A 23,253-nucleotide genomic window follows, 5' to 3' on the forward strand; every position below is an offset into this window, starting at 1 on the left:
TCTCACTTTCCATTCGCTTAACAAAAATAGAATTTTCTTTCTTTTCATCCTTTCGTATTTTGTTCCACTATGTCCAATCACTCCTATTTAAAAAGAATTCTAATCGGAATTCTTTTTTTACTTTCGCTTTCCTTAACGTTATTGCTTCATACGATTTTTTTTAAACCGCTGACTCTAGGTTTATTTTACGAAAAGATGTTTTGGGAATCCGTTCTGGACGATCCAGAATATCTGACTTCTCTAGGTGTTTTAAACGGATTCGGTATCAACGGCTATCAAAGAAAGCTAACGGATATATCGATCGATAAACAAAACCGTGATCTGGAAAAAGCAAAGAGGAATCTTGAAACTCTTTTGTCCTATGGCAAGGAAGATTTGTCCGGTCAGGAGTTGTTGTCCTTTGAAATTTTGGAATGGTCTCTCCGATTAAAAGTTTCGGGAGAACGGTTTTTATTCCATGATTATCCCGCCAATCAGTTGTTCGGCGTTCAAAGCCAGCTTCCCACCTTTTTGGCGACTCAACATCCTATCCAAAATTCGCAGGACGTGGAAAATTTTATCGCGAGGCTGGACGCGGTTCCGCAAAAGATCGATCAGCTTTTAGAAGGAATTCTTTATCGCGATAAAAACGGAATTCTTCCGCCGGATTTTATTCTGGATCGTTTGATCTCCGAGGTGAAAGGTTTCACCGAAATTTCCGCGAAAAAGAATCTTCTCTACGCGGCTTTGGAAAGGAAAATAGGAAAGCTCGATTCGATTTCCAAAGAAACGAAGGATCGATATTTGAACCAAGCCGAACGGTCGATCCAATCCGGAATCTATCCGGCATATTCAAAATTGCTAAATCTTTTTCTGGAACAGAAAAAACATTCTGATTCCAACGCGGGAGTTTGGAAACTTCCCGACGGTGATTCCTATTATTCTCAGGAGTTGAAAAAACATACGACCACCGATTTGTCCCCGGAAGAAATCCACAAAATCGGATTGTCCGAAGTCGCTCGGATTCAAAACGAAATGAAGACCATCTTAAAAAGTATCGGGAAGAATCAACCGATTCCGATCGCAATGGCCGAACTCAGAAAAGATTCCCGTTTTCTATTTCCCGATACGGAAGAGGGAAAACTGCAGGCATTGGAAGAATATAAGAGAATTCTAAAGGAAGCCGAAGATAAAACGAAACCTCTGTTTTTGAGAATGCCTAAGAGTAAAGTCGAAGTGGAAAGAATTCCGGTCTTTAAGGAAAAAACCGCTCCGGGCGCCTACTACGACGAACCGGCGTTAGACGGTTCGAGGCCGGGAGTATTTTACGCGAATCTTCGCGATACGAAGGAAATTCCGAAATTCGGAATGAACACATTGACGTATCACGAAGCGATTCCGGGGCATCACCTTCAGATCGCGATTATGCAGGAGCTGAAAGGACTTCCCCGTTTTAGAAACACGATCACGTTTACGGCTTATGTGGAAGGTTGGGCTTTGTATGCGGAACGACTTGCCAAGGATTACGAATTTTTTACCGATCCTTATGCGGATCTAGGGAGGTTGCAGGCGGAGTTGTTTCGAGCGGTTCGTCTCGTGGTCGATACGGGTCTGCATTACAAACGCTGGAGCAGAGAACAAGCGATCTCTTATATGATGACTAATACCGGAATGGCTCCTAAGGACGTAACGGCTGAGATCGAAAGATATATCGTTTATCCCGGGCAGGCTTGTTCGTATAAATTGGGAATGCTGAAGATTCTCGAACTAAGGGAAAAAGTCCGCGCACATCAAAAGGAAAAGTTCGATATTCAAAAATTTCATTCCGTCGTTTTGGACAGCGGTTCCTTACCGCTTACGATTTTAGAGAAACTCGTACAAACCGAATTGTTAAACGAAATCAAATGAGTTCATTTTAGAATTTAGGGGTATGATTTAAGGTTTTATCTTTTCCGGCGGTATAAGCTTGTTCGATGGCTGCATGAAGATATTCTTTCGCGGAACGAACCGCTTCGAATAACGTTTTACCGTGTGCGAGATAGGATGTGATCGCTGAAGAATACGTACAGCCCGTTCCGTGCGGATAAAACCCGCTGATGAACGGTTTTTCGAATTTGGAAATCGTTTTCCCGTCGTATAAAATATCAAGAGCGACTTTTTCGTTTCGTAAGTGACCGCCTTTGAGCAAAACGGGAACTTTAAATTTTTCGAATATTTCCTTGGCGAGACCGGGCATTTCCTCGCTATTTGAAATTTTTTTACCGGAAAGAATTTCCGCTTCGTCAAGATTCGGAGTGATGAGATCGGAGATCGGAATCAACTTTGTCAACAAGGCTTCGATCGCTGAATCCTGCAAAAGTTTGGCTCCGCTCGTTGCAACCATGACCGGATCGATCACTAAGGAAAATATTTTTCCTTCTTTCTTTCGCAAAGTCAGAAACGAACTCGTTCTTTCGATGATCGCAGTTGAAAACAACATTCCCGTTTTGATCGCTTGGACGGGAAAATAATCGAGAACCGCCGCAATTTGTTTTTCTAAAAAGTCCGCATCCACTTCCAAAATACCGGTTACGCCGGAGGGATTCTGGGCGGTTAAACAAGTGATTGCGGACGTTCCGAACGTATCCAACGCGGTGAATGTTTTGAGATCCGCCTGAATTCCTGCGCCGCCTCCCGAGTCCGAGCCGGCGATCGTAAGAGTTACTGGTTTGATGATATGAGTCATGGATGAATCTTCCAATTTCCGGGTCGTAAGAAACCAGGAAAAATTTTATTTTCTTTTTTTCCGGGCGGTCTTGTGAGGAATCGTGTCCGGCCATCCGAAAACTTTCAAGTCTACCGTTTCCGCGGAGTTGAAACGAATTCCTTCGTCTTCGAGCATTTTCTTTTGTAGAATCGAGCGCCCCGTATCTCCTCGAAAGGAAATTTTTCCCTGGCCGTTGATCACTCTCTGCCAAGGAACTTTTTGTTCCTGACCTTTGGATAACGCGTTCAAAGCATAACCGACGGCGCGAGAGGCTCTCGGTTTTCCCAAAAGGGCCGCGATTCTTCCGTACGAAGTGACCTTGCCTCGGGGAACTTTTTTTACCAACGCATACACTTCCTTAAAAAAAGAAGTCTCAGAAGAATTTTTTTCCTCTTTCACGTTATGCGTCTTTGCTTTGAGTTTCGATTTTAAAACCATGATTACGTACGTGCGATTTCCGTTGGAACGGCTTCCGGGTTAATCGGAAGTTCCACCCGAAAAACGGTTTTACCCGGGTTGGATGTCAGGGTGATTTTTCCTTTGTGCTTTTCAACGATTCCCTTTACGATTCCAAGGCCGAGACCGGTTCCTTCTCCTTGATCCTTCGTCGTAAAGAACGGATCCCAGATCCTATCCTGGATTCTCGCTGGAATTCCGGGACCGTCGTCTTCGATTTGAACGATCACGGCGCCGTCCGTTGGAAAAACGGAAATCTCGATTTTTCCTTTGCCTTTCATAGCCTGCACCGCGTTCTGAATCAGATTCGTCCAGACTTGATTGAGTTCGTCCGGATTACAAATGACGAGAGGAATTTCCTGAAAGTTTCGAATCACTTCGACTCCGTATTTCACTTGATTATGAAGAATAACCAACGTAGTCTCCAAACCTTCGATGATATTCGCCGGTGAAAACGTTTTGGACTGATCCAAGTGAGAATAGGACTTCAAGGCCTTTACGATCCGAACCACGTTCCGAATCGCATAACGTATGTTTTTGATATTCCGGTTGATATTCGTCGCGTTTTTGAGCATCAAGTAACCGCGATCGTCGTCTTTGAGAATGATACTGTAGATATATTTCCGTTCCTCTCCGATCTGATTCTCTATTATGAAATTTGAAAGTTCCGAAGTGAGAGCCGGACCGAAGTTCATATCTTTCATCTCTTCCTTCAGCTCGTTTTTTAAACGGAATTTTTCTCGCGAATCCAATTCCGAATTTTTTTTATCGCGAAGCAAATGAAGAAGGGCGAGTTCGAAATTCTTACGCAGCTTTCTGTTTTTCGCAAGAAGAACGATGTCGAAAATATTTCTTACGAGATAATTCATGTTTTGATCGAGATTATCCGCGGCTCCGTTGATGACGCCGGCTGGTGTGTTGATCTCGTGCGCGATTCCGGCAACCATGATCCCGAGAGAAGCCATCTTCTCGGACATGATGAGCTGCGACTGAGCGTTCTCCAATTCGCGTGTGCGACTTTTTACCTTTTCTTCCAAGGTTTCGGTCAACTCGATCAGACGTTCGTAAAAGATCGCGTTGGAAAGGGACATCACGGAAACGGAGCGGATCTCGTTGAGCTTTTCGATTTCGGAGGAGGAATATTTTTTTCGATTCTTCTTTTCTCCGAGAACGATCATACCTAAAAGACTTCGGTTTAAAATCAAAGGAACAACGAGTTCCGCTTCCGTCTTTGTAAAAAAAGATTCCGCGGATTTCGCGATCTTACTCAAACCGGGATTGGTTTCGAATTCTTTGAGATCGTAGATCTTATCGTTTTCCGTGACCCAAAGTAAAAACGGATCAAAGATAAAGAATTGAATTTCACCTTCGTCCGGAAACGGAGCGAACTTTCCCATCTCCTCCTTCCATAAAAAGATCGTTACTTTTTTTGCGGGAATGATCGTCTGAATGAATTTCAAAATCTTTTCGCACACGAGCGCGGTTAAGTTCGTGGCGATCAGATCGTTCTTAAACTGATCCAAAACGGAAAGATAACGAACGATTTCGGTGTTCGAAGACTGTAGAAACGGAAAGAGTCGTCCGAGAAATTTTCCGGAAATTCTTCTTAAAATTCGAATCGAAAGAATATAGACTATAAATCCTAAGATCACGCCGGGAAGAAGTGTTATGAGAATTCTATAGGATTCGAAAGAAAAGAAATGGAATGACTGTAAAGTTAGCACGGAGATAAGCTGAAATCCGGCTATCAAAAGAATCAGATAAACGATTGGCCCTAAGGCGTTGAGTCTTTGGGTCGACATAGAAAACGCGGTTGAATCATGTTAGAGTCGGATAAATCAGTCAAAGAATTTTTTACCATTTCCCGCGTTTACGGAGCTTACTACGAAATTTATTCTCCGGAGCGCGGAACGGTAAGAGCGTTTTTACGCGGTAAACTTAGGACCATCTCCGCGGAGGAAAGGCATCCGTTCGTTGTCGGAGATAAAATTCTCGCGGAACATTCAGCCGGCCAGGATTGGGTGATCTCCGAACGATTGGAAAGAAATTCTTTCCTGACGAGAAAAAGCCGCGAAGGCGACACGCAGGTGTTATGCGCGAATGCGGATCAGACCGCGGTTTTGGTTTCTCTTAAATCTCCCGAAACCAAGGACGGTTTTATCGATCGTTGTTTGGCGGCGGTCTTTACTTCTAAAACGCTTCCCTTAATCGTTTTTACAAAGTTGGATTTGGCCTCAAAAGAAGAGGCGGAAACACGGCTGAAATTATATCGAGATCTCGGTTATCAAACCTTGGGAATTTCCTGTTCAACCGGCGAAGGAATCCCCGAATTACGGGAATATCTTCGAGGAAAAACGACGTTTCTCGTCGGAAATTCGGGAGTTGGGAAGTCTACTTTAATCAATGTGCTGACCGAAAAGCAGGTTCAAAAGACGTCGGGGATCAGCGTATCCAAGGATAAAGGAAAGCATACGACTACGAATTCTCTTTTGCTTGTCATGGAGGACGGAACGACTTTGATCGATTCTCCCGGAATCAAGGAGTGGGGGATTCTCCATCTAAAAAAAGAGGAAATCTTGGAGAGTTTTCCCGAGCTCGCGAGTCAAAAAAAGCATTGTGAAGAATCAAATTGTTGTAAATTATCTTCTCATTGTGCGATGTTATCCGCTCTTGATACTGAAATTATAACTTCGGAAAGAAAGAAAAGTCTGGAATCGATGATCGCAAGCCTTGATAACCCGCATAGAGTCACACGGAGAGATAGAATTTCAAAATGAAAGTGACCCATTCTTATCTGGAATTTGATTCCATTGAAGACCTGATCGATTTTACGAAAGAATTCGAAACGGGATCGATGATTCGTTTTCTTTCCCCGATTGAGGACAATTCGGGAAACGTTCTCGTAAAGGAAGAAGTGCAGGTAAAAGAATCAGCGCTCGCCCGTTTGAAGGACATCAAAGGACAATATACTCCGAAATTCGAAGTAAAGTTAAACAAAGAACTCGTAGAACAAATCCAAAATATTCTCGCGATCAAGATCGTAAATCAGCTCAAGACTTCGGAAATGAAATTCCTGAAATTCATGTATGAAAATACGACCTACAATTACAAAGGAATCATCCGAAATTCACTTCTTTCCAAAAAGATCGTTCTTGCTCTTTTAAAAGTATATAATCAAAACATAAACTTTTTTCGATATATCAGCGAGTTGGGTCTTTTGACCCTCGGAATCGTCATGATCCCGGATACGATGAAATTTCGTCTTCTTCGGAGATATGCGTTTACCGCCGGAATTCTGATGGATATTCCGCGGATCAATGCGGACCGATTCACGAAACTTCCGGCCGAAGACAGCGAAAAAGTTCGCGTTGCCCATAAGTGTTCCGATATATTACAAAAATTGGATCTTGTGGAATTCAGTTATAGCGCGATTTCCAATCACATGCCGCTCGGAATGATGGATAACCCTGATAAACCGATTTCGATCGATAAGTCGGGTCAGGAAAATCCGGACGAAGCTTTTTTTGACGATATTATTTCGAACGATGGGGAGAGCGATTCGAAAGAAAACGATAAATCCCGAGAAGACGCAATTCCCGAAAAATCCTACGACTTTTTCCAAGCTCTCTTGACCGACGCTTTGAAACTGGCTCGTTATATCGCAAACGTGAGCCACAATGCGGCTGACAAGGATTATGTGATGGAAGAGTTAGTGTATTACATCGCCTATAACACTTCCAAAAAATACTTCGACGAACTTCTGGCCAATCCTCTCGTTTCGATTTTTAAAGAATTCGAAGTCAACGTAAAACGAATGAGGAAGATCGCGGAAGTGGAGATGAAATGTGTGTATCCTCCGTCCGCATGGGCGTATCCGAAGCCGAAATCCAGTCAGGTTCTCTGCAAAAATAAGGTTTGGGGTTGCCCGAACATCGTTATGGGTTGGGACATTCACGTAATTACGGCGCAAGAAGCGTTCGGTTGGGTGGGAACGAGTCTTCCGATCGATAATTATCCGAAATGTAAGTTGGAAGAGGAATTGGATTCGATTCACGTTGAACCGGAAAATCCGAAGAAAACCTGAATTATCCTTCGATTCAGGGCATTTTTTATGGAAATTAGTTTTATCTGTGGTATAACTAATTCTGAATTCTTGCAATTTTTTTCTTGTAAGCCTGTTGTCTAGAATGCAATCTTTTTAAAGTTCGGGGGTTAATATGAATCGTTCTCTATGGGTTGCGGTGACGTGCGTATTTTTTACGTTATCCATCGCTTGTAGCACTAATAAATCGTCCGGTACGGACCAAGTAAAAACGGAATCCGATACCGCAGCGGCGAGAATCGTCTGGGTTCTTGGCGACGTGAAAATTCTTTCCGATGCCGGTGAGAAAAAAGCGGAACTCGGAACCGCACTCGCTTCCACCGATCGCGTTGTAACCGGATCTAACGGCGGAGCGGAGATCATGGTTGCGGACAGCGGTATTATTAAGATGTCCAAAAATTCCGACATCGAAATTTCCACTCTGATGAATCCGAACGGATCGGATACAAACGTTCAAGTGAACTACGGAAAAATCGTGACCATGGTTAAAAAAGGTCAGAAAAGCACCGAGTTTACCGTTTCTACTCCGACCGCACTTGCAGGTGTTAGAGGAACTTCTTTCTTAACTTCCGTAGAAAGTCCTGAAGGATCCAAAATCAACTGTGCGAAAGAAAATTGTACCGTTCGTTTTGCCGTGATCGAAGGAACAATCGCGGTTTCTAAAAAAGGAGAATCGTCCGAAGTCATTCTTAGCAAGAATCGCGAACTTAGAATCGAGAAGAATCAAAAACTTACGGACAAGTTGATTCGTTCTCTTCAAAAAGATTCTTTGACCGAAATGAAGGAATTGATCGTTCTTCATAAAAACGAAACCTTCGAATACGGAAAACTCGTGGAAGAACTGAAATCTTCCAGCGAAGAACTCAAAATATTGAGTCAATCCGGTTCCGTCGAGGAGGCGAAAGCCGAACTTCAAAAGCGTGAAGCGAATCGCAACAACGCCGATGAAGTGACAAAGACAGCTAAGGCAGTCAATGAAACCAAATACGTTCAACAAGACGTACAAAAGGAAAAGCTGAAATTAAATCCGAAAGAAACTTTCTAAGTTTCAGCCAACCCTGAACACCGCATAAACCGGGGAAATTTCCCCGGTTTTTTTATTTTTAGTCGGATCATCGAAAATTACGGATGATCGATCCCCCGAAAGTTTTTATAATGGATTTCTCATTCAACTAGGTAGAAAATTATTGACTCCGATGAAATTTATTTTTAACCCAAAACGACTCTTCGTATTCTATATTCTATTTTTATTAATTCTTATAGATTGTTCTTCCGTTCAAAAAATCGAAAATTTCAATTCCGTTTTGCAGGAGCCCGTATTCAAGGCTCTCAAAGAGGAGGAGGCGATTTTGGGAGGAAGCTCCGATGCGGACTATAAGATCCGTAAAACGGGGAACACCGTTCCCATTTTCGCGTTAGCTCCCATTAACGTCCCTAAGGAGATGGATCCGAAACTTGCTTCGTTTTTGAGCGACGAGGTCCGCCTGATCTGGGCTAAAGTAAAAGGCAGGCAAGTGCGCATAACGGATACGTCCTGGAAGAATTCTTCCCTGCTTTCTCAAGAACTGAAACGTTTGAACGTCGATGCGGTGATCAAAACCGATATCCGCGAAGTCTCGGGAAAGTGGGCAGTAACCCAAAAAATCACCGACCCGGTTAAGGAAATCGTATATGGAACCGTAGACGCTTCCTTTCAACCTCCTCAGATGCAGGATGATCTGCAGGCCAATCAAGTTTATTATCTGAAACACGGTTCGGGAGTTCTCGCGCTGGATCCGAAGTCTTCTTTGGTCCCGATTTGGGAAAAATCTCTGAGTTCCGGCGAGATCGATTCTATCCTTAAGAAATCGATTCAAGGTTATCTTTCTTTCAGTGCTTCTTCCGCGGATACGGAAGTTACGTTTCAGGGTGAGAAGATCGGAATCGCTTCTTTTCGCAATTATCCTTTGCCGGAAGGTTTGCAACAGATTCAAATCACCCGTCCCGGACAAAAAGATATAGTCAAATCCTTGCAGATTCGTTCGGGACAAACCGTTTCCATTTATCAAGAGTGGAAAGAGGATAGAACTCTCGGCGGTTTGAGAATTTTGAGTTTTCCGGAGGCGCTCCAAGTTGCGTTAGACGGCTTTCGAACCGGGGAAACTCCGTTTTACAGAAGTAATCTTGCTCCGGGGGCGATGCAGCTTGAATTGGTTCGCGATACGGAAAACGGTCCTCTCGTTTATTACGAAGGACAATTGATCGTCGAAGCCGATAAGATCACCGAAATCGCGTTACCGTATAAAACGGACAATCTCGTTTCCGAGCCCGAATTCTGGAAACTTTCCGGCGAAAAAGGATTTCAGGCTTTTTCCGGAAAAACATTAGATTTTCAGAATGTTTCTTCCTCCTTGCCTCCGGGTTGGTACGGGGTTTTTTCCGCTCCGTTTGTTCCGGAAAATCTCGAGTTGGAAGGAATCCTTCCCATCAGCTCCGAACTAGATTCCGGAATCGTTGCGATTTCGTTTCACACACCGAAAAAAACGATCAGCTTGGAATACGAAAAGGAACGATTGAGCGTTTACTCCTTTCCATCCACCGGAAACAACGTCGGAACCTATAAATTTAAACAAGAAACGAAAGAAGACGGACGCCCTTTCCGCATCGTAACGGATACGAAAGAGGGAATCATCCGGCTGTATTTGGGTTATTCCAAAGTTCTGGAAGATAAGTTCGAACCGAACGGCGGCGTCTGGAGAATTTCGGTTCTTACCCGAGGAGAAAAGTTTTCGAAACGTTCTCCGCTTAGAAACCTCAAGATCGAATACAAGGGATACAAATGAAAGGTCTGATTTCCATGAAAAAGAATGTCGTATTAATTTCTGTTATCGTCCTGATCGGCGGACAATTCACCATCAACTGTTTGAGCAAGGATTTCCGAAAGTCCCAAACGCAGGATTCCATTATGGAAAAGGATTCCGCCGCCCGCGAAAAGCTCAAACGTGTATCAAAGATTTTGAATGAAGGAAATTCCTTTTTCCAAAAAGGAAATTTCGATCGATCTCTTGAAAAAGCGAACCTCGCCATAAACACGTATCCTACCGCGCCCGGTTATTATCTCGCGGGAATTTCCGAATACAAACTCGGTAAAAATCAGGATGCGCTTGTTTCTCTCAGAAAAGGAACCGAAGTCGATCCCGAAAACGAACAGATTCTTCTTACGTTGGGAATTATTTATACGGCTGAAGGAAAAAACGAGGACGCGATCGAAGTTTACGGAAAATTGGAATCCCTTCCCGTTAAAGAGAAATACAATTATTCCTTTAAGAAGGCGGTTCTTTTAAAGAATCAAGGTAAGTTCGAACAATCATACGCGACTTTAAAAAAGATTCCGGTGAAGGAATTCGCGTTTCCCGCTCAGTTGAATATGCAGCTCGGCGACGCGGCGGTTCAGCTAAAAAAATACGAAGAAGCCGAAGTTTATTTCGAAGAAGCAAGAAAGAACGATCCTGAGTTGTTGTCCGCGAAAAAATCCGCTTCCGTAACCCGAGTCGCTTCGGCTTTGGAAAACGGAAATCAAGCGATGAGAAGAAAGAATTATAAGGAAGCAGCTTCTCATTTTCAAACTGCGGTTCAAAACGATCCGAAAAATCCAGCGCCCTATATCTTTCTCGGAAACGCGAGAATTCTTGCCGGCGAATACGAAGCCGCGCTGAAGTCTTTTGAAACTTCCCTCGCACTTAAACCGGATTATCAGGAAGCGATTTCCGGAATCGCCGCCGTACATTACAAAACCGGCAACTATCGAAAATCCGTTTCCGTTTTGGAAAAGGCGATCTCCGTATTTCCGAACAACGCGGTTTATCAAAACCAAATGGGTTTGAATATGAAGGCTCTTGGCGAACCCGCAAAGGCCCTGGTATATTTTACAAGAGCGCAGGAACTCGATCCCGCGTTCGCGGAACCGGTGGCAAACTTGGTCTTTCTCTTAATCGCCGAAAATCGCTATAAAGCGGCGAGAAGAGAGGTCGAGTCGTTAAAATCCGAAGCCGATAAAAAGCAAATCCTTGCGTTCATCGACGTTTCCGAACAAATCTTTGAAGGGGATCGACATCTCCGAAAAGGCGATTTCAAAGGAGCAAAATCCTTTTACGAAAAAGCGAAGAAGGCTTCCGCGGAAGAACCTTCCGTTTACAATGCGTTCGGAAGATTGTATTTCGTATCCGGCGAACCTAAGTCTTCGGAAGAGAATTTCAAAAAAGCCCTTTCCATCGATAAACAGAACATTCCGGCTCTTCAAGGATTGATTCGTCTTTATTCTTCCCAAAAGAATCAAACCCTCGCCAATCAATACACGAAAGAACTCGAAAATCTCACCGGTAACGATCCGTCTGCGGCGATCGTTTTAGGAAGAACATACGAGGATAAAAAGGAATACGAAAAGGCCGAAACGGTTTATAAGAATCTTCAGAAAAAATTTCCGAGCAACGAAGCGGTCAACTTCCGTCTTGCGATGTTGTATTATAAGATTTCTCTCGAAGAAAACGAAAAGGGCAATCACGACGCGGCGTTGAATTGGATCGGAAAAGCGGAGAAGTTGTCCAAAGATATTCCCGAGATCGCGGAAACAAGAAAGACGATTCAAGAAAACCAAAAATTCGCGACCGTAATTCCGACCATTCAAAAGGCGAACCGAGCCTTCGATTCGCATCAATACGAAAAAGCGATCCCGCTTTATCAGGAAGCCTTCCAAAAAACCGGAAAACTGACCTTATATATTAAGATTGCTGAATGTTACTTGGCGCTTGGAAACGAGGAAAAAGGGATTTCCATGTTGGAAAATCCGCCTCAGGGAACCCGTAATCTTCAGGCAAGAGAAGCGATCAACGCGTTCTTGCTCCGAAAAGGGGAGATCGACAAAGCGGAAGAAGGATTCAAGGAGATTCTCTCCAAAAAACCGGATTCCTATTACAGCCATTATCAGATGGGAATCATACATCTTCAAAGAAAGAAATACGAGGCTTCGATCGATTCGTTTGATCGATCGCTTCTGTTAAACACCGACTTCGTTGCGGCGAGAATCGGAAAGGGAATTTCCACGTATCATTCCGGAAATAAAAAACTCGCTAAGGAAGAATTTGAAACCGCGATGCAGCAGGATTCCGAAAACGAGCTCGCTCCGTACAACATCGGGATCATTTTGTTCAACGACAATCTCTATAACGAGGCGATCACGATCTTCAAAGAGATTATCCAGAAAAATCCGGAATTCTCTGACGCTCATTATCAGATTTCTTATATCTATTACAAACGCGGTGATCTGGAACAGGCGGAAAAAGAAATCCGCAAGGCTCTCGATCTGGAAAGAAACGAAAGAAATCTTTTCGCTTTGATTCGAATCCTTTCCGAACAAAAAACAAAAATGGGGAATCCTACGTTTAAAAAAGAAGTTTTGGATTTGGGAAGAGAACTCGCGGAAAAATTCCCTGCGTCTCCGCACGCGGCTCAAGCCGAACGATTGGTGATCGCCGACGAGGATACGCCGGTAATTCTTCAATCCTACCAAAGCAGAGGAAAACTGATCGGAGTTCCGTTGTTAATCAACAATTCCGTAATCTTAAATTACGGCACGAGCGTGGAATCTTTGGATAAGGACCGAGGCGTTCGCCAATGGAGAATTCAAACTTCCGTTCCTTATAAATTCCTACTCGTTGACAAACGTTTGATCGGAATTTCAGAAAAGAAAATCGAAGTAATGGATTTAAAGACCGGAATCGTTTTGAGAGACGCGAAACTTCCGAACGGCGAAATCAAAAAAGCGAATCTTTCCGGTGAAAACATTTTAGTCGAAGTCGTTACCGGAAAAACTTCCAAGATTTATAGTTACTCGGATCAGCTTGAGTTGAACGGTTCTATCGCCTTCGAAGGAACGTTCTGGTCCGCTATCAAATCAGGAGCATTGTTCTCTGTAACTCAAAAAGAGGGAATTCAAGCGCAAGTATATGACTCTTCCTTAAAGGACTTGAACGCAAAAAAGATTTCCCAAAAAGGAAGCGGAGAACTTCGTTATCTCGGTTCGTATGAAACGGGACTTTTCTTTCTTTCCGGTAAAAAGATCGTTTCCATCGATAACGACAAGGTTTCTTCGATCGATCTACCGAGCGAAAGCGCCTCACAGTTCGTCGTTCGTTCCCCGTATCTTTGGTTCCACGCAGGCAAACAGGTTTATCGGATCGAATCCGGTTCGCTCAAAGCGACTTCGTTTACGGTGGAAGCAGCGGACATCGAAGGGATTCTTCCGGGTAAAAAGGACGACGGGATCGTTCTTTTCAAATCGGGCAAAGCGATTCGTTACGGCATCGACGGCAAACCGATTTGGACTTATCCTCTCAAAGACGAGGAAGGTAAGGTTTATTCTTTGGTGTATCGTTAAAACGTTCAACGAAGAATTCCGATTCGACCGAGCGCCGGATTTTCCTCTGAAAGTTCGGCGTTTTCTTTTGCGAGAGGATGCGTTTACCGTTCCGCGGTTTTTAGGAATTTACTTTTTTCGATTCCGCTTCCTTCGGTTTTTTGGAAATTATTTTTTGAGGAGGATCTGATCGATGTAATAGATTCTTTTTCCTTCTTCCCTTTTTTTTCTTTCAAAGTGGGAAACGGGGATTTCACTCCGTTCCAATCTCAGTTCGGTGGTTTCCGGCCGGAAAACTTCCGAGTCGCGGAAAAGACGGATGGCCTTTCTCGCATACGGACCGTAGTCGGTGGCAAAGGAAAACTTGCCTCCTTCCGGAAGAAGGACTCGAAGCGATTCCAAGAATTTGGCGTTCATCGTTCTTTTCTTATGATGTCTTCGTTTAGGCCAAGGATCGGGAAAGTTCAGAAGAATTTCGGAAAACGTGTTTTCCTCAAACACATCTTCCAGAAACCAATTGAAGTTAACGCAGAGAATTTTCACGTTTTTGAGGGAATGCTTTTCGATTCCGCGTATCGTATGACGGATTCGATCGAATTTCTTCTCCATCAAAACGAAACCGGTGTCCGGTCTTTGACGTGCCAGGGAGATTGCGACTTCTCCCCAACCCGAACCCAGCTCTAAAAAATATGTCTCGAACTCTTTTGAGAATAAATTTTCTTTTTTCAGTTTCCTTACAGGACTGGCTTGCAAAAAATATTCCGAAGCGAAAGGAATACCGCCTGCGATTGACCAAAGCTTTTGTTCGAGATCCTGGATCATGGTTTATCGTCAGAGAATTTTACACATTTTGTTTGTCTAATATAATACAGTGAAAGTAAAACTATACGGCGTACGGGGCTCACTCCCCACCCCACTGAGCGAATCGGAATACAGGGAAAAAATCCTCAAAATTCTGAAAGCGGCCCATACTGCAATCAAACAGCAAAACGGAAAGTTTTCAGAGGAAGAATTCCTAAGTTCACTCGATCCGTCTTTATCGCGCACGGTGGGGGGAAACACCACGTGCGTTTATATACAAGCTAGATCCGGTGATCGTTACATCATCGATTGCGGTTCCGGAATTCGACAATTGGGCAACGATCTCCTCGCGGAAGGATTGAAGCCCGGCGATAAGATTCATATCTTAATTACTCACACACACTGGGACCACATCCAAGGTTGGATGTTCTTTAAACCGGCATATTTTCCGGGCGTCGACATCCACTTCTATTCTACCATCCCCAATCTTCAGGAACGATTTGAAAGACAACAGAATGAGGAAAATTTTCCTCTTCCACTATCAGGGATGATGTCTAAAAAAACGTTCCATCTTCTTGAAAAGAATCAAAGCGCTCGGATCGGCACGGTGCAAATCACTCCGTTTCTTTTGAGACATCCGGGGAACTGTACCGGATTTCGATTCGAAGAGGAAGGTAAGAGCTTTCTATTCTGTACCGACGTGGAAGTTCAGGAGCCAGACTTGGAAGAATTCCAAGATCTCAAAAAGTCCTTCGGCAAAACGGACATGTTAATTATAGACGCTCAATACAGCTCTGAAGAAGCTGAAAAAAAAGTGGGTTGGGGTCATACTTCCGGAAAAGTCGCCGTTCGCTGCGGGGAAATATTGGAAGTGGAACGTTTGGTGCTTACACATCATGAACCCGATCACAAAGACGAAGACATTCTTAGAATCTTTCATCAGGAATCGGGCGCTTCCGCAAAGATGCAAGTTTTGTTGGGACGAGAAAACGATTCGTTTTCTCTCTAAAGACTTTCCGGTTTATTTAGATCGTTTCGTTTTTAAGAATTCTTCTAAAGAAAATCAGACTGTGTTATTCGGCACTTTCGTAAAAATTTTCTTTTCTTTCATTTTATTTGAGTTATGCTGGATCGGCTATGCACACAGAGATGGGACAACAAAAAAAGAATGCTAGCGATGCGTTGGATGATAAACGTTTTTATAAACGTTTTCAGAAGAACAACCTAGTGAAGATGGTTCTTGGTAAGAATGAGATATTGGGAAATCTCGAAGACATCAGTATGATCGGAGCTTCGATTAGCTCTAGAGAAGAAATTCTTCTCGGTGAACGCGTCAAGTTTATGTCTCCAATACTTTCCGTCGAAATCGAAGCGGATATCATCAGAAGGGATTTAGTTCAAGAGAAGTATAAATACGGACTCGTATTTCACGATCTTTCGGACGCCGCCATCGTTGAAATCCTGAATAAGATCGCTTCCACTGATTAAACGGGTTTATTACGATTTCTTTATCTTTTTTTTCCGAAGAATCGAAACGATTTTAGAAATATTTTATATACTACCCTTAACTTAGGTATGTACAAGCCGACACTAGTATTAGAATGAGAATCGGCGGAGAACATAGAATGCAGCTCGGAATTCCACGAGATGAATCTTTGCATTATATCGGTCACGGACAACTTGAGAGTTCTCCCGCATCCACTTCCGTCCTTCACGTGATCTCGCACGAACTCGGGCACGTAGCCGAATTTCGCTCCGAAGCGATGAGAGACCGGGCTGAAATTCGTTCGCTGGATATGAAGATCCATTACGAATTTCGAAACGGAAAACTCGTCGCGGTTTCCGGTGAAACTCAGGCGGTCACTGCAAAGAAGTCCGAAGAATCTTCCCGCAAAAACGAAATCATTCCGGATAATCAAAAATCTGCGGAATCCGCCGAAACTTCCCGAGAAAAAGAAACGCGTCAAAAAGAAGAAAAAGCCGATTCTTCCAAGATGCGTTTGGAGGATAAGGAAAAACAGATTCTTTCCGAAATCCGCAAAATCGAATCCGAACTAAAAACGTTTGAAACGGAGAATCAAGGCGCCGAACAAGAAAAGGGCTTCGATTCCACCCGCAAAACGGAGTTAGAAGAAAGAAAAAGAAAACTCGAAATGGCACTCAATCAGGAAAAGTTGAAGTCGATTTTAGAGGATACGATGGAAACGTTCCAGGAGTTGACGGATAAACAAACTCAGATGAGTTTACGAATTTTGAATGCGAATTCTTCCGATAAACTCGGAAATCTTTTCGACGAGAAAGCCTGATTTTATTTAAGAGATTTCCTCGATCCGTTCCGTATAAGTTTCAGACGTAGTTCCGACCGCACTAATCAAAGAATCCACGATTTTTCTCAGTTCGAGCAAACCCTTTCCGGACTTATTCGATACAAGAACCGTTTCGAGCATCGGATATAATTCGTGAATATTTTTCATTTTCTTTCTTAATTTGGAAAGATCGCTTTGGTTGAGCTTATCGATCTTCGTTCTGACTAAAACGGGTTTGATGTTCCGTTCAAAACAAGTTCCGATCAATTCCAATTCCTCTTCGGGAAGTTCTCTTTGCGAATCACAAACCAAGAACAAACACTTTAGATCTTTTGCGAGGTTCAGATAATCCATCAAAAGGTCCATCATCGCTTCGTGATCTTTGTGGGAATTTGCGGAATAACCGAACCCGGGTAAATCGACAAGATAAACGGAATGATTTACAAAAAAGAAATTCAGTAGTTTTGTTTTACCGGGTGTGGAAGAAACTTTTGCGAGGGATTTTCTTTCAAGAATCGCGTTGAGCAAAGAGGATTTGCCCGCGTTGGATCGGCCTGCGAATGCGATTTGCGGAACCCCTTTAGCGGGAATCTTGTTCGCTTCTCCGTAAGACGCACTGAATTCTACGTCTTTGAAGAATGGTTCGTCCTTTTTCTGAGGATCCTCACTCATCATCCGGGCTCCAGAAGGTCAGGTAAAATCTCAACTTCTCTGTCCGCTACGATATCGCTTATCCTAGTATCCCAAAGACTCAGACAGATCACATCAACTTTCCCTTCCCCGTAAAGAATGGGTAGCATTTTTCTAACCGGAACGGGAATCTCTTTCTGTCTAAAAATTTCTGAAATTTCTATACTCATCCCGTTTTTGCGAATTTTGGCTCCGGGAGGGCATAAATCGGGAATCAATCCGGGAGGAATCTTTTTCTGGTTTCCGTTCCATCGAAGAATCATCTCTTTCGGCTCGAATCGAAATTCTTTTAACGCTACCGAATTTTTGGGAATGATATACAAATCGGAAGAAGTCGATTTCCAAAACCAGGCTTCCTTATTTTCAATTCCGAAAGAATTCTCCCGTTGAAGACAATGAGTAAGATCTTCGAAAAAATTTCGAGTGATCGGATGCAGATTCAACGAGCGCAGATAACGGTCGATGAAGAATTTTCTTTCTCTTCGTGAAAGATCGTTTAAAACCCAGATATCGATTTTCAAATGAGAAGGAATCTTTTGGGGACTTGTTTCGGCTTCTTTAGAAAAAAGTTGCGCTGCAGGTCTTTCCATCCGGTGAAAGTTCTTATAAATCCGATCCGGATCGGCTCCTTCGTTTAACAATAACGGAACGATATCGTTTCGAATTCTGTTTCTAAGATATTCGTTGCTTTGATTGGATTCATCTTCGAACACCGGCCAAAATTCCGTTTGTAACACGATTTTGATTTCTTCCTTTGTAAACGCAAAGAGAGGTCTAAATCGATTCTTCTCGTACCAACCCAAGGTGCGTAAAGCGCCCCAACCTCCGCCGCGGATCAGATTCAATAGGATCGTTTCCAAATAATCGTTCGAATGATGACCGGTAACGATATACCCTTCGTAACGATCCGAAATTCGTTCCAGATCCTTATAACGAAAAGCCCTCCCGGTCTCTTCGAGTGTCTTTCCTAACTTACGCGATAAGAGTGGAACGTTTTTTTTTTAAAGATTCTCGGAAACGGAAAGGTGGTTTCCGCATATTCAAGAATTTGTTTTTCCTGTTCCAGATTGAAACGGATCGAATGGTCCAAATGATAAATGCAGGGCGCGGGAATTTTTTTTTCGACCCAGAGCCAAAAGTAAAAATGAAGTAAAAGGGAAGAATCTTTTCCGCCGGAATACGAAAGAATCGCGGGACGAGAAAGGATCATTTCTTGAAAGGGAAGAATTCTTTCCCATACGGTTTCGAAAATTTTTCGAGTGGATTCGGAGATCTTATCTCTCATGGCAATTCGCAAATGCAGGTTTAACGGATCCTCCGGATTGCTGCAAGAGTAATATCGTCCATCTGTTCTTGGTTTCCCGTAAATTTACGGATCTCGGAAACGATTCCATCCAACATCGCCTGCAGAGGTTCGGTTTGAAAACGGAGAATGGAATTCTTAAATCGTTCCGCTTCGAACTGTATTCCGTCCCGATCGGAAGCTTCTAAAACTCCGTCCGTACACATGATTAACAGATCGCCGGGCTGCATTCTAAATTGGTTTAGATTTTCGAATTTGGAAACGTCCGGATCGATTCCCAATATGATACCGCCCGTTGCAATCTCTTCGATTTTTTTCGAAGCCGCGCGGTAAAGATAAAGATTTCCTTGTCCGGCGCCGCTGAAAGCGAAGTCGTTTCGGTTCATTTCCCATTTGATAACGGTCATCGACATGAATCGCGGCGAAGGTGAATCGTTGTAATTCTGAAAGATGTAAGTGTTTACCGTATTGACGATATCCCAAGGGCTCACCTTTTTTCGGACGAGAGAATGAATGATGGTTCTTACGGTCGCCATGACGATTCCTGCGGGAACACCTTTGCCGCTTACGTCGCCGATGCAGATCACCGTTTCGGTGTTAAACGGGTCCGTTATAAAATCGTAATAGTCCCCTCCGACTCCTCTCGCGGCAACCATTGTTCCCGCGAATTCGTATCCGGGATGTTCGGGCATTTTGCGGGGAAGAAGCGATCTCTGGAGTTCTTTCGCGATTTCGATTTCCTTATCGAGTCTTTCCTTTTGGGCTCTTTGATCGAAGAGGTGATAGTTTTGGATCGATATTCCGGCTTGAATCGAAAATGCATTCAAAACTTCTAATTCTTCGGCGTTGAATTGAAGCCCTTTTCTTTTTCCGAGAATGACTACAATGTCCGATTTGTCCGTATGAACCACGGGGAGAATCGCAAGATTCAATCCCAACATTCCGAATTTTTCGAGCTCCGGAAAATCGGAGGAAAGAGCGAGTTTGGACTCGGTGAGTTCGAAAACTTCTTTGAGAAAGAATTCGTATCGATCCATAGGAAGGGACATTTCTCCGGGGATCGGTTCCAATTCTTTTCTTGTGATTCTTTTTTTGAACGTTTCCGCGGCTTCTCTTTCCTCCGCTGTCGTTTGGATACGAACCTTAAACGTGGACTGTCTCGCTAAATCGACGTCCATTCTAATTTCAGGACTTGTGATATTCCCCGTAAGAAAATGTCCGAACAAAGTATGATTGTCTCTGTTCCATTCGAAGAGAGAATAAAGGTCGTTTTCCGAAAACTCGGTCAAAGACAAAAGGATGACGCGAAAAATTTCCACCTTGTATTTGAATCCCAAAGAGGAAAGTCGCAACGCTGCGGAATGGAGCGATCTGAAATTGCGGGATTGAGTTTGAGAGACCTCGAATAAAATTCGGTTCTTTAAAGTGACCGCAAACTGAGCCGCGATCAATTCCAGAAAATACCGGTCATTCTCCGCTTTCTCGGGATCGTCCGTTTTATAATCGACGGAGATGATTCCTAAGACCTCTCCGTTGAGATGGATCGGAATCGCAAGAGAAGCGACGGTCCGGTTCAGTCGCGCGTATTGTTTGAAGTGTTTGTGTTTTTGATCGGCGAATCGGTAATAAATCGATCTGCAGTTTTCGATACATTCGGTCAAAGCTCCGTTGTCTTCTCCCTTTTTGATCTCGAAATGAAGAGCGACTTTGGAGAGGGAAGTTTTCTGGTTTTTGACCGACATTACGGTCATACGATCCAGCTTCGGTTCGTAGATCATCACACTTACGCCCGGGATTCCGAGTTTGTAAAAGGCGAGAGAAGTAAAACTTTCCAACAGGTGATTTAAATTCGGACTCGTATTGAAAAGAGAAAGAAATTCGAGCAAAACTTCGTTGCTGAATCTCGTATCCGTTGGGGGTTGCAGCCTTGGATTCTTCCTTTTTTCTAAAATCCATTCTCGGCCGCAAGATCTGCAAAAAAAGCGACCTCCATGAAACATTCCGTCGGGAGTTTTAAATTCTGAGCAGAATGCACAGGTCATACGCGTAAAATTATAAAGAATATGGTTTATACTGATACAAAATTATTTGAGATTTTCTTTAAAATTCACTTCTTTCCGTGCAGAAAGCCCAAATTCAGTGAGGCATAGATTCTTATGAAATCAAATCCACAGAGATACGGAATTTATAGGCATAAGTGATTATCAGCACCTCTTAAAAAAATCGTTCCAAAAATAAGCGAAAAATAAAAATTCGATTGACCCCAAAAGTATCAAATCGCAAAAATTTTAAGCATGTCAGGATATGTGAAGCCAAGTCCATTAAGATCTATACAAGAAGTTGCAACCGCTATGAATTCAACTTTAGATCCGGATAAACTTCTGGATTTGATTCTAGAACGTTGTATTCAGATTTGCGAAGTTGGTTCGGGCTCTCTGATGCTGATCAACGAGAAAGAAAACGTTTTGGATATCGTTACCTTTCGGGGAATGAATCCATCGATCCGTACAAAAGTAAAACTCAAGGTTGGGGAAGGAATTACCGGAATTGTGGCCGCTTCCGGAGAGGGGATGATCGTCAGCGACGTAACCGCGAACCCGCATTATATTTCGATTAAGGACGATATCATGTCCGAACTTGCGGTTCCTATGATTGTGGAAGACGTAGTCATCGGAGTGATATCCTTGGATTCGAGCCGGAAAGGCGCCTTCAACGATGAACACTTGGAAATCATTTCCACGCTTGCCAATCAGGCCGCACAGATCTTCAAGAACCTGCAGATTTTCAGACAACTGGAGCAGAAGAATAAGATTCAACAGGTGTTGATCGATATTTCTAGAACCGTAACTTCCACTTTGGTTCTTCAGGAAATTTTCGAAGACATCATGGATCGACTTGAAAAATCCCTGAACTTGGAACGGGGAAGTATCGTTCTTTTCGAACCAGAAAAAGCGATTTTAAGGCTCGAGGCAGCTTCCGGTTTGACCGCGGAAGAAATGGAGAAGGGCGTTTATCTTCCCGGAGAAGGAATTACCGGCAAGGTTTTTGAAACGGGCGAACCGATCATCGTGGAATCGATCGCGAACGACGAAAACTTTTTGAATCGCGTCGGAAACGCCGCGCACTTTAAGAACAATCCGGAGAACGTCAGCTTTCTCGCGGCGCCGATCAAATCGGATACGGACGTTCTCGGAGTCGTAAGCGTTTACTTCGTCCATAAAAAATACATAGATTTAAAAACTTATTTAGACTTTTTGCAAGTAGTCGCTTCGGTGATCTATCAGGCGATCCGGATTCAAAAGCTGATCGACGAAGAGAAGAGGGAAATTTCGAGAGAAAACGTTCTTCTCAAACGAGAATTAAAGAATAAATACAAGTTCGGTTCGTTGATCGGTAAATCCAAACCGATGGAAAAACTTTTCGAGATGATTCATCTCGTTTCCGATTCTCGCGCTTCGGTTTTAATTACGGGAGAATCCGGAACCGGTAAAGAGATGATTGCGTCCGCGATTCATTACAATTCTTCCCGCGCCGATAAACCGTTTATCAAAATCAACTGCGCCGCGATTCCGGAGAACTTACTGGAAAGCGAACTTTTCGGTCACAAGAAAGGTTCTTTTACCGGGGCCGTTGCCGATAAAAAAGGAAAGTTCGAGATGGCGGATACGGGAACGATCTTTTTAGATGAGATCGGTGAGATGGATCTGAATCTTCAGTCCAAGCTTTTGCGAGTTCTTCAGGAAAAAGAAATCGAAGCGGTGGGTTCCGTTAAACCGAAGAAGATCGACGTACGGATTATCGCAGCTACGAATGCGAATTTGGAAGAGTTGATCACCGAGAAGAAATTCAGACCGGATCTTTTTTACAGACTCAATGTCGTCAACATGGTAACTCCGCCACTTCGTGAAAGAGCCGATGATATTCCTCTTTTGATCAATCACTTTATCGCGAAATATGCGGAAGAAAACGGTAAAAAGATCACCGGGATCACGAGAGAAGCGCATAAACTTCTGATGAACTACAGTTGGCCGGGTAACGTTCGAGAACTCGAAAACGTGATCGAGCGTGCGGTGGTTCTTTCTCAATTGGAGATGTTAGACATTCAGGACTTTTCCGAGATCAACGGACGGCTTCTTTACGGTGACGAGGAATTCGATCCTGAATCGGGCGATTCCGAAACGTCGGTCGAAATCGCGAACTCACGATTCTCTTCTTCGCATTTGGACGCTTTGGACGGAAGAGCGATCGAAGTCGTGGTTGGGGAAGTGGAAGCCCGTTTGATCAAATACGCGATGAAGAAGTTCAAATATACAAAAACCAGAGTGGCAAAGTTTTTGGGGATCAACCGAAACACTTTGGATAAAAAGATCAAGGATCTGAAGATCGACTATTGATTCTCGCTAAAGAATTACGAAAGTTCCGACAGAAAGCAAGGATTCTGGGTGACCTCTAAGGATTTTTCTGATATAGGAAAATTCG

Annotated in this window: 16 protein-coding genes and 1 pseudogene; 10 read left to right on the forward strand and 7 right to left on the reverse strand. The window is 43.4% G+C overall.

Annotated elements, in window-relative coordinates; all coding sequences use genetic code 11:
* Positions 1–69 precede the first annotated feature (69 nt).
* Positions 70–1,887 carry a DUF885 domain-containing protein gene (locus LFX25_RS00580; protein WP_238728374.1) on the forward strand — a complete coding sequence of 606 codons (1,818 nt, stop codon included), beginning with the start codon at positions 70–72 and terminating at the stop codon, positions 1,885–1,887.
* Positions 1,888–1,894: 7 nt separating this feature from the next.
* On the opposite strand, the gene thiD is transcribed toward LFX25_RS00580, so the two are convergent.
* Genes thiD through LFX25_RS00595 form a run of 3 tightly spaced genes read right to left on the reverse strand, consistent with a single transcriptional unit; the run spans position 1,895 to position 4,983 of the window.
* A complete protein-coding gene (thiD, locus tag LFX25_RS00585; protein WP_238731457.1) occupies positions 1,895–2,704 on the reverse strand; it encodes a bifunctional hydroxymethylpyrimidine kinase/phosphomethylpyrimidine kinase in 810 nt (269 codons plus the stop codon).
* A 45-nt stretch (positions 2,705–2,749) separates the two neighbouring features.
* Positions 2,750–3,163 (reverse strand): MGMT family protein, encoded by a 414-nt coding sequence (locus tag LFX25_RS00590; protein ID WP_240009027.1) that lies wholly within the window; start codon positions 3,161–3,163, stop codon positions 2,750–2,752.
* Positions 3,164–3,165: 2 nt separating this feature from the next.
* On the reverse strand, positions 3,166–4,983 hold the full coding sequence (locus LFX25_RS00595; RefSeq protein ID WP_238728375.1) for an ATP-binding protein: 1,818 nt from the start codon (positions 4,981–4,983) through the stop codon (positions 3,166–3,168).
* 18 nt (positions 4,984–5,001) lie between these two features.
* Between LFX25_RS00595 and rsgA the strand changes: the two genes are divergently transcribed.
* The 5 genes from rsgA (at position 5,002) to LFX25_RS00620 (ending at position 13,695) form a co-directional block, all read left to right on the forward strand.
* Positions 5,002–5,958 carry a ribosome small subunit-dependent GTPase A gene (rsgA, locus tag LFX25_RS00600; protein WP_238728376.1) on the forward strand — a complete coding sequence of 319 codons (957 nt, stop codon included), beginning with the start codon at positions 5,002–5,004 and terminating at the stop codon, positions 5,956–5,958.
* Complete coding sequence (locus LFX25_RS00605; RefSeq protein WP_238728377.1) at positions 5,955–7,265, forward strand: hypothetical protein; 1,311 nt, start codon at positions 5,955–5,957, stop codon at positions 7,263–7,265. Before rsgA ends, LFX25_RS00605 begins: the two co-directional genes overlap by 4 nt.
* Positions 7,266–7,398: 133 nt before the next feature.
* Positions 7,399–8,328 (forward strand): FecR family protein, encoded by a 930-nt coding sequence (locus tag LFX25_RS00610; RefSeq protein ID WP_238728378.1) that lies wholly within the window; start codon positions 7,399–7,401, stop codon positions 8,326–8,328.
* Between the two features lie 151 nt (positions 8,329–8,479).
* Positions 8,480–10,105, forward strand: coding sequence for an LIC10124 family lipoprotein (locus tag LFX25_RS00615; protein WP_238728379.1), 1,626 nt, complete (start codon positions 8,480–8,482; stop codon positions 10,103–10,105).
* Positions 10,102–13,695: a tetratricopeptide repeat protein gene (locus LFX25_RS00620; protein WP_238728380.1), complete on the forward strand. Its 3,594-nt coding sequence runs from the start codon at positions 10,102–10,104 to the stop codon at positions 13,693–13,695. The genes LFX25_RS00615 and LFX25_RS00620 overlap by 4 nt, the downstream gene beginning before the upstream one ends.
* Positions 13,696–13,842: 147 nt before the next feature.
* Here LFX25_RS00620 and trmB read toward each other — a convergent pair whose 3' ends face one another.
* Positions 13,843–14,496, reverse strand: a complete 654-nt coding sequence (gene trmB / locus LFX25_RS00625) for a tRNA (guanosine(46)-N7)-methyltransferase TrmB (protein WP_238728381.1) — start codon at positions 14,494–14,496, stop codon at positions 13,843–13,845.
* 49 nt (positions 14,497–14,545) lie between these two features.
* On the opposite strand from trmB, the gene LFX25_RS00630 reads away from it, so the two are divergent.
* From LFX25_RS00630 to LFX25_RS00640, 3 genes are all read left to right on the forward strand, one after another.
* Complete coding sequence (locus tag LFX25_RS00630; RefSeq protein ID WP_238728382.1) at positions 14,546–15,484, forward strand: MBL fold metallo-hydrolase; 939 nt, start codon at positions 14,546–14,548, stop codon at positions 15,482–15,484.
* Between the two features lie 128 nt (positions 15,485–15,612).
* Positions 15,613–15,963 (forward strand): PilZ domain-containing protein, encoded by a 351-nt coding sequence (locus tag LFX25_RS00635; RefSeq protein WP_238728383.1) that lies wholly within the window; start codon positions 15,613–15,615, stop codon positions 15,961–15,963.
* A 113-nt stretch (positions 15,964–16,076) separates the two neighbouring features.
* Entirely contained in the window at positions 16,077–16,781 is a 705-nt protein-coding gene (locus tag LFX25_RS00640; protein WP_238728384.1) for a hypothetical protein, read from the forward strand.
* A gap of 6 nt (positions 16,782–16,787) precedes the next feature.
* Here the strand turns inward: LFX25_RS00640 and yihA are convergent, their stop codons facing one another.
* From yihA to LFX25_RS00655, 3 genes and pseudogenes are all read right to left on the reverse strand, one after another.
* Complete coding sequence (gene yihA / locus LFX25_RS00645) at positions 16,788–17,453, reverse strand: ribosome biogenesis GTP-binding protein YihA/YsxC (RefSeq protein ID WP_238731459.1); 666 nt, start codon at positions 17,451–17,453, stop codon at positions 16,788–16,790.
* Positions 17,453–18,756: pseudogene (tilS, locus tag LFX25_RS00650) on the reverse strand (tRNA lysidine(34) synthetase TilS). The gene yihA and the pseudogene tilS overlap by 1 nt, the downstream one beginning before the upstream one ends.
* A gap of 20 nt (positions 18,757–18,776) precedes the next feature.
* Positions 18,777–20,660, reverse strand: coding sequence for a GAF domain-containing SpoIIE family protein phosphatase (locus LFX25_RS00655; RefSeq protein WP_406600466.1), 1,884 nt, complete (start codon positions 20,658–20,660; stop codon positions 18,777–18,779).
* Between the two features lie 465 nt (positions 20,661–21,125).
* On the opposite strand from LFX25_RS00655, the gene LFX25_RS00660 reads away from it, so the two are divergent.
* The gene (locus tag LFX25_RS00660; RefSeq protein WP_238728386.1) at positions 21,126–23,168 is read left to right on the forward strand and encodes a sigma-54-dependent Fis family transcriptional regulator; all 2,043 of its coding nucleotides are present in this window, start codon (positions 21,126–21,128) and stop codon (positions 23,166–23,168) included.
* Positions 23,169–23,253: the final 85 nt, after the last annotated feature.

Source organism: Leptospira sanjuanensis (assembly GCF_022267325.1).
Lineage (GTDB): Bacteria > Spirochaetota > Leptospiria > Leptospirales > Leptospiraceae > Leptospira > Leptospira sanjuanensis.

Coding starts and splice junctions, on each gene's coding strand:
- LFX25_RS00580 (WP_238728374.1), top strand. CDS start 70: ATGTCCAATCACTCCTATTTAAAAAGAATTCTAATCGGAATTCTTTTT.
- thiD (WP_238731457.1), bottom strand. CDS start 2,704: ATGACTCATATCATCAAACCAGTAACTCTTACGATCGCCGGCTCGGAC.
- LFX25_RS00590 (WP_240009027.1), bottom strand. CDS start 3,163: ATGGTTTTAAAATCGAAACTCAAAGCAAAGACGCATAACGTGAAAGAG.
- LFX25_RS00595 (WP_238728375.1), bottom strand. CDS start 4,983: ATGTCGACCCAAAGACTCAACGCCTTAGGGCCAATCGTTTATCTGATT.
- rsgA (WP_238728376.1), top strand. CDS start 5,002: ATGTTAGAGTCGGATAAATCAGTCAAAGAATTTTTTACCATTTCCCGC.
- LFX25_RS00605 (WP_238728377.1), top strand. CDS start 5,955: ATGAAAGTGACCCATTCTTATCTGGAATTTGATTCCATTGAAGACCTG.
- LFX25_RS00610 (WP_238728378.1), top strand. CDS start 7,399: ATGAATCGTTCTCTATGGGTTGCGGTGACGTGCGTATTTTTTACGTTA.
- LFX25_RS00615 (WP_238728379.1), top strand. CDS start 8,480: ATGAAATTTATTTTTAACCCAAAACGACTCTTCGTATTCTATATTCTA.
- LFX25_RS00620 (WP_238728380.1), top strand. CDS start 10,102: ATGAAAGGTCTGATTTCCATGAAAAAGAATGTCGTATTAATTTCTGTT.
- trmB (WP_238728381.1), bottom strand. CDS start 14,496: ATGATCCAGGATCTCGAACAAAAGCTTTGGTCAATCGCAGGCGGTATT.
- LFX25_RS00635 (WP_238728383.1), top strand. CDS start 15,613: ATGCACACAGAGATGGGACAACAAAAAAAGAATGCTAGCGATGCGTTG.
- LFX25_RS00640 (WP_238728384.1), top strand. CDS start 16,077: ATGAGAATCGGCGGAGAACATAGAATGCAGCTCGGAATTCCACGAGAT.
- yihA (WP_238731459.1), bottom strand. CDS start 17,453: ATGAGTGAGGATCCTCAGAAAAAGGACGAACCATTCTTCAAAGACGTA.
- LFX25_RS00660 (WP_238728386.1), top strand. CDS start 21,126: ATGAATTCAACTTTAGATCCGGATAAACTTCTGGATTTGATTCTAGAA.